This is a genomic window from Nocardioides sp. (genome assembly GCF_035547795.1).
GTDB lineage: Bacteria > Actinomycetota > Actinomycetes > Propionibacteriales > Nocardioidaceae > Nocardioides.
The window spans coordinates 1-7,456 of sequence record NZ_DASZUF010000191.1 but is presented as its reverse complement, the minus strand read 5'-3'; the positions used below and the strand labels follow the sequence as shown (position 1 = coordinate 7,456).

The 7,456-nt window shown below is 72.5% G+C and carries 9 protein-coding genes; 7 read left to right on the top strand and 2 right to left on the bottom strand.

The window, feature by feature from the left end; genetic code table 11:
* The first annotated feature begins 2 nt into the window (after positions 1–2).
* On the top strand, positions 3–767 hold the full coding sequence (locus tag VHA72_RS14370; protein ID WP_325576382.1) for a prephenate dehydratase: 765 nt from the start codon (positions 3–5) through the stop codon (positions 765–767).
* A 3-nt stretch (positions 768–770) separates the two neighbouring features.
* Here the strand turns inward: VHA72_RS14370 and VHA72_RS14365 are convergent, their stop codons facing one another.
* Positions 771–1,550, bottom strand: coding sequence for a VOC family protein (locus VHA72_RS14365; protein WP_325576380.1), 780 nt, complete (start codon positions 1,548–1,550; stop codon positions 771–773).
* Between the two features lie 71 nt (positions 1,551–1,621).
* On the opposite strand from VHA72_RS14365, the gene larB reads away from it, so the two are divergent.
* From larB to VHA72_RS14340, 5 genes are all read left to right on the top strand, one after another.
* The gene (larB, locus tag VHA72_RS14360) at positions 1,622–2,302 is read left to right on the top strand and encodes a nickel pincer cofactor biosynthesis protein LarB (RefSeq protein ID WP_325576378.1); all 681 of its coding nucleotides are present in this window, start codon (positions 1,622–1,624) and stop codon (positions 2,300–2,302) included.
* Positions 2,299–3,462, top strand: a complete 1,164-nt coding sequence (gene larC, locus VHA72_RS14355) for a nickel pincer cofactor biosynthesis protein LarC (RefSeq protein ID WP_325576375.1) — start codon at positions 2,299–2,301, stop codon at positions 3,460–3,462. Before larB ends, larC begins: the two co-directional genes overlap by 4 nt.
* Positions 3,462–4,058 (top strand): TMEM165/GDT1 family protein, encoded by a 597-nt coding sequence (locus VHA72_RS14350; RefSeq protein ID WP_325576373.1) that lies wholly within the window; start codon positions 3,462–3,464, stop codon positions 4,056–4,058. Before larC ends, VHA72_RS14350 begins: the two co-directional genes overlap by 1 nt.
* A 67-nt stretch (positions 4,059–4,125) precedes the next feature.
* A complete protein-coding gene (locus tag VHA72_RS14345) occupies positions 4,126–4,503 on the top strand; it encodes a Crp/Fnr family transcriptional regulator (RefSeq protein ID WP_325576371.1) in 378 nt (125 codons plus the stop codon).
* A complete protein-coding gene (locus VHA72_RS14340) occupies positions 4,500–5,477 on the top strand; it encodes an adenylate/guanylate cyclase domain-containing protein (protein WP_325576384.1) in 978 nt (325 codons plus the stop codon). Before VHA72_RS14345 ends, VHA72_RS14340 begins: the two co-directional genes overlap by 4 nt.
* 26 nt (positions 5,478–5,503) lie before the next feature.
* On the opposite strand, the gene VHA72_RS14335 is transcribed toward VHA72_RS14340, so the two are convergent.
* A complete protein-coding gene (locus tag VHA72_RS14335) occupies positions 5,504–6,424 on the bottom strand; it encodes a DUF5926 family protein (RefSeq protein WP_325576369.1) in 921 nt (306 codons plus the stop codon).
* Between the two features lie 80 nt (positions 6,425–6,504).
* Between VHA72_RS14335 and VHA72_RS14330 the strand changes: the two genes are divergently transcribed.
* Positions 6,505–7,443: a TIGR03619 family F420-dependent LLM class oxidoreductase gene (locus tag VHA72_RS14330; protein ID WP_325576367.1), complete on the top strand. Its 939-nt coding sequence runs from the start codon at positions 6,505–6,507 to the stop codon at positions 7,441–7,443.
* Positions 7,444–7,456: the final 13 nt, after the last annotated feature.

The window sequence follows — 7,456 nt, the reverse complement described above, 5'->3', positions numbered from 1 at the left end:
CGGTGCCGTGTGCGTCCTTCGAGGACGTCTTCGCCGCCGTCGAAGGGGCCGACGGGGTCGAGCCCAGTGCGGACCTGGCGATGATCCCGATCGACAACTCCCTCGCCGGCCGGGTCGCCGACATCCACCACTTCCTGCCGGCTTCGAGCCTGCACATCGTGGCCGAGCACTTCCTGCGGATCCGGTTCAACCTGCTGGCCATCCCGGGTGCGCCGCTGGCCGGAATCCGCACCGTGCACAGCCATGTGCACGCGCTGGGCCAGTGCCGCAGGGTGATCCGCGAGCACGGGCTGACCCCTGTCATCGCCGGCGACACCGCGGGCGCGGCCCGCGAGATCGCGGAGGCGGCCGACCCGACCATGGCCGCGATCAGCCCGCCGATGGCAGCCGAGATCTACGGCCTCGACGTCCTCCTGGAGGACGTCGAGGACGAGGACCACAACACCACCCGGTTCGTGGTCCTCTCCCGCGACTTCGTGCAGGCGCCGCCGGATGCCGGCCCGGTGGTCACCAGCTTCATCTTCAACGTGCGCAATCTGCCCGCGGCGCTCTACAAGGCGCTCGGTGGGTTCGCCACCAACGGCGTGAACATGACGAAGCTGGAGTCGTACATGGTCGACGGCCGGTTCACCGCCACCCAGTTCCTGGCCGAGGTGGACGGACATCCCGACCACCCCGGCCTGAAACGGGCACTGGACGAGCTGGCGTTCTTCACCACCGACATCAAGATCCTCGGCGTCTATCCCGCCAGCCCCGCGCGCGAGTAGCGCTCAGGCCGCCTCGGCGGGCGCCCCCATCAGCCAGAACATCCCGCCCTGCGGGTCCGCGAGGCAGGCCAGCCGCCCGACGTCGGCCATGTCCATCGGCGGTACGACGAGCCGGCCGCCGAGCGACTCCGCCTTGACGATGGACTCGTCCACGTCGGTGACGTTGAAGTAGACGTTCCAGTGCGGCGGGATGCCGTCCATCATCGGCGGCAGCCCACCGGCGACCGGCCGGTCGCCGACCTTGAGCATGAGGTAGTCGCCGCCCTCCATCGTCACCTTGTCCCAGGTCGCGCCGAGGACGGTGGCGTAGAAGGCGGTGGCGGTGGCGAGGTCGGGCGAGACCAGCTCGTTCCAGATCGGCGTGCCCGGCTCGTTGGCCAGCTCGGTGCCGACCGCCGTCACCGCCTGCCAGAGATTCACGCGAGCGCCGGTCGGGTCCTGGATCGAGGCCATCCGGCCCAGGTCCATCACGTCCATCGGGCCGACCTCGACGGTGCCGCCCGCGTCCGTCACCTTGGCGGCGGTCGCGTCGACGTCGTCGACGGCGAGGTAGACGCTCCAGAACGCCGGATGGTCGGCCATGTCCCCGAACTGCGGGCTGAGCCCGGCCACATGGGAGTCGTTGAGGGTTGCGGAGGTGTAGTGCGCCCCGTTGCCGAGGTCGCTATCGGTGAGTGCCCACCCGAACAGGGAGCCGTAGAACGCCTTGGCGGCCTCCTGGTCGGGCGTGTACAGCTCGACGTAACAGGGTGTCCCCTGGGGGTAGGAGTCGAAGGTAGGCATGCCGACAGTCCACACCCGAGGTCCGACAACCTCAACGGGGAAGGGGCAAAGGTTGGCGATAGGTTCACCGTGTGGGCGAGAGCGATCCGCGAGTCAGCGACCTGGGGTTCGCGCGTGTCGACCTCGACCGCGCGGCCCGTACCGGCGACCCCGAGGTCGTGTACGGCGCCGGCAAGACGCCCGAGCAGATCGTGGCGATCCTCGGTGAGCTGCACACCGCCCACCCGGATCGCGCGGTGCTCGCCACCCGGGTCAGCCAGGAGGCTGCCGAGGCGGCGCTGACCGCGCTGCCCGGGGTCGCGCACGACCCGCTCGCTCGCGCTCTGACGCTGGGCCCGTTGCCGGACCCCGCTGGCGCCGTCCTGGTGGTCGCGGCCGGCACCTCCGACGGCCCGGTGGCTGCCGAGGCGGCGCTGACCGCGCGGGTGCACGGCGCCGGAGCCGAGATCGTCACCGACGTCGGCGTGGCCGGCCTGCACCGGCTGCTGGCCGTCCGGGAGCGGCTGGAGGCGGCCGACGCCCTGGTCGTGGTGGCGGGCATGGAGGGCGCGCTGCCCTCGGTGGTGGCGGGGCTGGTCGGCGTACCGATGATCGCGGTGCCGACCTCGGTGGGCTACGGCGCGTCCTTCGGTGGCCTGGCCGCGCTGCTGGCGATGCTCAACTCGTGCGCGCCGGGGGTGACGGTGGTCAACATCGACAACGGGTACGGCGCCGGCGTCGCGGCGGCCCGGATCGCCCGGCGGTCGCGATGACCACGCTCTGGGTCGACGCCACGGCGGGCGCGTCCGGCGACATGCTGCTCGGTGCCCTCGTCGACGCCGGCGTGCCGCTGGAGGTCGTCGCGGCGGCGGTCGACGCCGTCTGCCCGGAGCCGGTGACGCTCAGTGTGGAGCGGGTGACCCGGGCCGGCCTGACGGCCGCCCGGTGCCACGTCGAGGTCGCCGACAGCAGCCGGCGCCGGACCTGGCGCGACGTACGCGCCCTGCTGGCGGCGCTGCCCGACGGCCTGCGGGCGGGCGCCGTCTTCGCGCGGCTGGCCGAGGCCGAGGCGGCCGTGCACAGCACCCACCCCGACGACGTGCACTTCCACGAGGTCGGCGCGCTCGATGCGATCGCCGACGTCGTCGGCGTCTGCGCCGCCGTCGCACACCTCGCCCCCGAGCGGATCGTGGTCAGCCCGATCGCGGTCGGCTCCGGCACCGTCCGGGGCGCGCACGGCCTGCTGCCGGTGCCGCCGCCGGCGGTCGCCCGGCTGCTCACCGGCGTGCCGTCGCTGGCCGGCCCTGCCGCCTTCGAGGCCTGTACGCCGACGGCGGCGGCGCTGCTCACCACCCTGGCGACCGAGCACGGGCCGCAGCCGGCGATGACGGTGCGCGCGGTCGGTGTCGGCGCCGGCGTGCGGGACCCGGAGGGGCACGCCAACGTGGTGCGGGTGCTGGCAGGTGACACCGGCACGGCCGCCGGCGCCGCCCGCACGGAGATCGTCATCGAGGCGAACGTCGACGACCTCGATCCGCGAGCCTGGCCAGCGGTGCTGGAGGCGCTGCTGGCGGCCGGCGCGAACGACGCCTGGCTGAGTCAGATCCTGATGAAGAAGGGCCGCCCGGCGTACACGCTGCACGTCCTGGTCGCCCCGCGGCGGGCCGCGGCGGTGCGGCACGAGGTCTTCCGTCAGACCAGCACCATCGGGGTGCGCGAGCACGAGGTCGCCAAGACCGCGTTGGACCGCGCGTTCACCACCGTCGCCGTCGGCGGACAGGAGATCGCGGTCAAGGTCGCCCGGCTCGACGGCGAGGTCGTGAACGCCCAGCCCGAATGGGAGGATGTCAGCCGCGCGGCAGCCGCACTGGGCCGGCCGGTCGCCGACGTACTCGCCGCCGCCCAGGCCGCCTACCGGAACCAGGATCGTTGATGCTTGGCCTGATCGCGCTCGCGTTCATCTCGATCTTCGTCGTGGAGCTGCCCGACAAGACGTTCCTGGCGACGCTGGTGCTGGCGACCAGGTACCGCCCGCTCTACGTCTGGATCGGCGTGGGGCTGGCCTTCGCGGTCCAGACGGTGCTCGCGGTCGCAGTCGGCGGGGTGGCCTCGCTGCTGCCCAAGGACCTGATCCACACCGTCGCGGGGCTGATCTTCCTCGCCGGCGCGGTGATCCTGCTGCGCGAGGGGCGCAGCCACCAGAACGCCGAGGAGGATGAGGAGGAGTACGCCGAGAAGGCCCGGCCGGCGCGCGGCGCGCGCCAGGTGCTCGCGGCGTTCATGGTGCTCTTCGCCGCGGAGTGGGGCGACCTGTCGCAGCTGCTGACCATCTCGCTGGTGGCCAAGTACAAGGAGCCGATCGCCATCTTCGTCGGCGCGCTGGCCGCGCTGCTGGTGGTCAGCGGGCTGGCGGTCATCGTCGGCAAGCAGCTGCTGCGGTTCGTGAAGCTGCACGTGCTGCACTTCGCCGGATCGGCCATCTGCCTGGTGCTCGGCGTCTACACTCTCGTCGGGGTAGCCACCTCGTAGCCCCCCACGTCATCGTTCGTTGTGGCTGTAGCCCGTCATCACACGCCGTCACACGAAGGGGCCAGCCGTGGCTGACACGTTCTTCTCCATGTTCACGCCCGCCGAGATTGCCAAGATCAGTGCCTCCGGCACCCGGGTGAACCTGCCGGCCGGCTGGTCGCCGATCTGGGAGGACACCCCGGCCGACAAGGCCTACGTCATCCTGGACGGCACCGTCAGCGTGCGCCGCGACGGTGAGGAGGTCGCACAGGCGGGCCCCGGGGACATCATCGGCGAGGCGGCGATCATGAACCAGAAGCTACGCAACGCCTCGATCGTGGCGCTCACGCCGCTGGAGCTGATCCACCTCAGCGCCGACGCGCTGCGCCGACTCAACGTCGAGATGCCGGCGTTCCACGAGGCGTTGGAGAAGGTGGCCGCCGAGCGGTTCGGCGGTCAGAGCTGAGCCAGCAGCCCGAGCCCGAGGGTCTCCTCGAGCTCGTCGAGGGCTATCTCCTAGGGGAGACGCCGACCCTCACCCGGATCGAGGTGGCCGAGGCCGCCGGCGTACCCATCGAGGTGGCCGTCGAGCTGTGGCGGCTGCTCGGGCTGCCGCACGCGGCCGACGACGAGGTGGCCTTCACCCGGTCCGACGTCGAGGCGCTGGCGATGACCCGTGAGCTGACCGAGATCGGGGTGCTCAACGCGGACCGCCAGGCGGCGCTGGTCCGCACCTGGGGCCGCTCCTTCGCGCGCCTGGCCGAGTGGCAGACGTCGCTGCTCGCCGATGTCGCGCGGGAGCGTGGAGCAGGCGCGGGGGAGGATCTGATGCTTCTGGCGGGGCAGGTCCTCCCCCGGGTCGAGCACCTGCAGACCTACATCTGGCGCCGCCACCTCGCCAACGCCGCCGGCCGCGGTCTGGCCGGCTTCTCCGGCGCGTCTGCGACGGCGCTGGCCGTCTGCTTCGTCGACATCGTGGGCTACACCTCGCGCAGCAAGTCGCTGACCGAGGAGGAGCTGGTCGACTGGCTGGAGGAGTTCGAGGACGCGTGTACGGCGCTGGTCGTCGAGCGGGGTGGCCGCGTCATCAAGACCCTGGGCGACGCGGTGCTCTTCGTCGCCGACTCCGCCGCAGTCGCGGCCGGGATCGCGCTGGCCATCTGCGCCCTCGGGGCCGACGACGAGAGCCGGTTCCCGCAGGTCAGGGCGGGTCTGGCCTACGGCGAGGTGGTGGCCCGGCTGGGCGACGTCTTCGGTCCCACCGTCAACGTGGCGTCCCGGCTCACCTCCATCGCGCGGCCCGACGCGCTGCTCGTCGACGAGGGCGCCGCGGCGGTGCTGCGCGAGGACCCGGCGCTGGAGGTGACGCGGTTGCGCCGTACCTCCGTCAAGGGCTACTCCCGGCTGCAGCCCTACGTGGTGCGGGCCGCCGGCGGCTGAATGCTCGACGAACCGTCGCGGGCGACTCAGCGGATCGTGACCTGACGGTTCGCCAACCCGGCACGGGCAGAGCGCACCTCGTCGCTGGGCGCAGACGTGTCGGCCAGGGCGGCGTCGAGGGCGGCCTTGAACGCCAGCGCCGGCTCCTCGAGCGCCTCGGCGCCGGTGCCCATCGGCAGATCCCAGACCGGCGCGAGCAGGCCGTGCGCGCGGAACATCCCGACGAAGCGCGCCCTGGGCACGATCACGTCGGCACCGCTGACATGCAGCCGCGCCAGCGCGGTGAGCAGGGCGTCCTCGGGCTCCGGCATCACCCAGCGCAGGTGCTCCTTGGTCCCCGTGTTCGTCCAGTACGCCGCGGAGACCCCGGCGAGCCGCGCGGTCGGCAGCGCCGCCGCGTTCGCCTGCTGGAGTGCGCTCTCCAGGCCGGTCGTGTCCTCGACGTCGGCGATCCACCAGTCGAAGCCCTCGTGCACCGTCACCTCGAGGGTGTCGCCGAGCACGATGTCCTGCAGCCGTGGGCCGGCGTCGGGCGCCTCGGTGAGGCCGACGATGCCGGACTCCTCGGCGGCCAGCGCGCCGAGCAGCGCGGCGGCCAGGTCGCGGGAGACGTCGCCGTAGTTGTGCTGCACCTGCAGGCCCAGCCACACCTGGCCGGAGTCGCGCCGCATCGCCGGGGCGGCCAGCGGCAGCAACGAGCCCAGCTGCACGGTGACGTCGTCGTACCCCTTGATCGTCAGCGGCGCCGTGGCCGAGGGCACCAGCTCGCGCAGGGCCACCCAGTCGCACTCGTTCGGCAGGCCCTCGAAGGGCCGCGGCACGAAGACGCCGCCGGGCGCGCCGTGGCAGGCCTTGTAGCGCTTGCCGGAGCCGCAGGGGCAGGCGGCGCGGGGGTTGATCCCGTCGACGGAGGCGGGAGCGGTCTTGGTGCGGTTCTTCTTGGCCACGGTCGGCAAGCCTAGAACGTGCATCCTCGACCGGATGGGGGCCGTGCCCTATCGTTTGTGGCCAAACGATAGGAGCCTCGATGCCCGCCGCACCGCGCATGCTGCTGATCCTCAGCGAGAACTGGACCCTCGCCGACGGCCGGGACCTGCCGGCGCTGGTCCGCTGGGCGCGGGAGGCCGAGGACGCCGGGTTCGACGCGGTGATGCTCAGCGAGCACGTCGTGCTGGGTCCGGACGCCGGCGCGCACGGCGTGATGAGCAACCCGCGTGCCTACGCCGCCCCCGGCAACCAGGACCCGGCGACGCCATGGCCGAGCTCGCTGCTGCTGCTGGCCGCGATCGCCGCCGCGACGTCGCGGATCCGCCTGGTCGCCAGTGCGGTGCTGGCGCCGCTGCGACACCCGCTGCTGCTGGCACGCGAGCTCGGCACGCTCGACCTGCTCTCGCAGGGTCGGCTGGTGGTGCAGCCGGGAGTGAGCTGGAGCAGGGACGAGTACGCCGCGCTCGGCGTGCCGTTCGGGCGCCGCGGCAGGATCCTCGACGAGCAGCTGGCCGTCATGGACGCGCTGTGGCGCCAGACCCCCACGAGCTTCCACGGCGACTTCTTCGACTTCACCGACGTCTACCTGGAGCCCAAGGCGTTCCGGCCCGAGGGCCCGCGGATGTGGTTCGGCGGCCAGCACGTGCACGGACCGGTGCTCGACCGGCTGGTGCGCTACGGCCACGGTTTCCACCCGTTCGGCACCCCCACGTCGGGGGACCTGGCGATGCTTCGCAGCGCGCTGGTCGACGCCGGCCGGGACCCGGCCGGGATCGAGATGGTCGGCGGCACCCGCGCGACGTTCCCCGACGACGACTCGTGCGCCGACCTCGGCGCGGCGATGGCACCGATCGCGGAGCAGATCGAGCAGGGCTTCACGACGTTCTGTGTCAAGCCGTCCCAGTTCATCGACGATGCCGACGAGCTGCCCGGCTTCCTACGCGAGGTGATGCGGCGGGCCGAGGCGTTCGTGGTCTGAGCCGGCCGTCAGC

Excerpts from the sequence above, each read along its gene's own strand:
- VHA72_RS14365 (WP_325576380.1), bottom strand. The coding sequence starts at position 1,550 with ATGCCTACCTTCGACTCCTACCCCCAGGGGACACCCTGTTACGTCGAG.
- larC (WP_325576375.1), top strand. The coding sequence starts at position 2,299 with ATGACCACGCTCTGGGTCGACGCCACGGCGGGCGCGTCCGGCGACATG.
- VHA72_RS14350 (WP_325576373.1), top strand. The coding sequence starts at position 3,462 with ATGCTTGGCCTGATCGCGCTCGCGTTCATCTCGATCTTCGTCGTGGAG.
- VHA72_RS14330 (WP_325576367.1), top strand. The coding sequence starts at position 6,505 with ATGCCCGCCGCACCGCGCATGCTGCTGATCCTCAGCGAGAACTGGACC.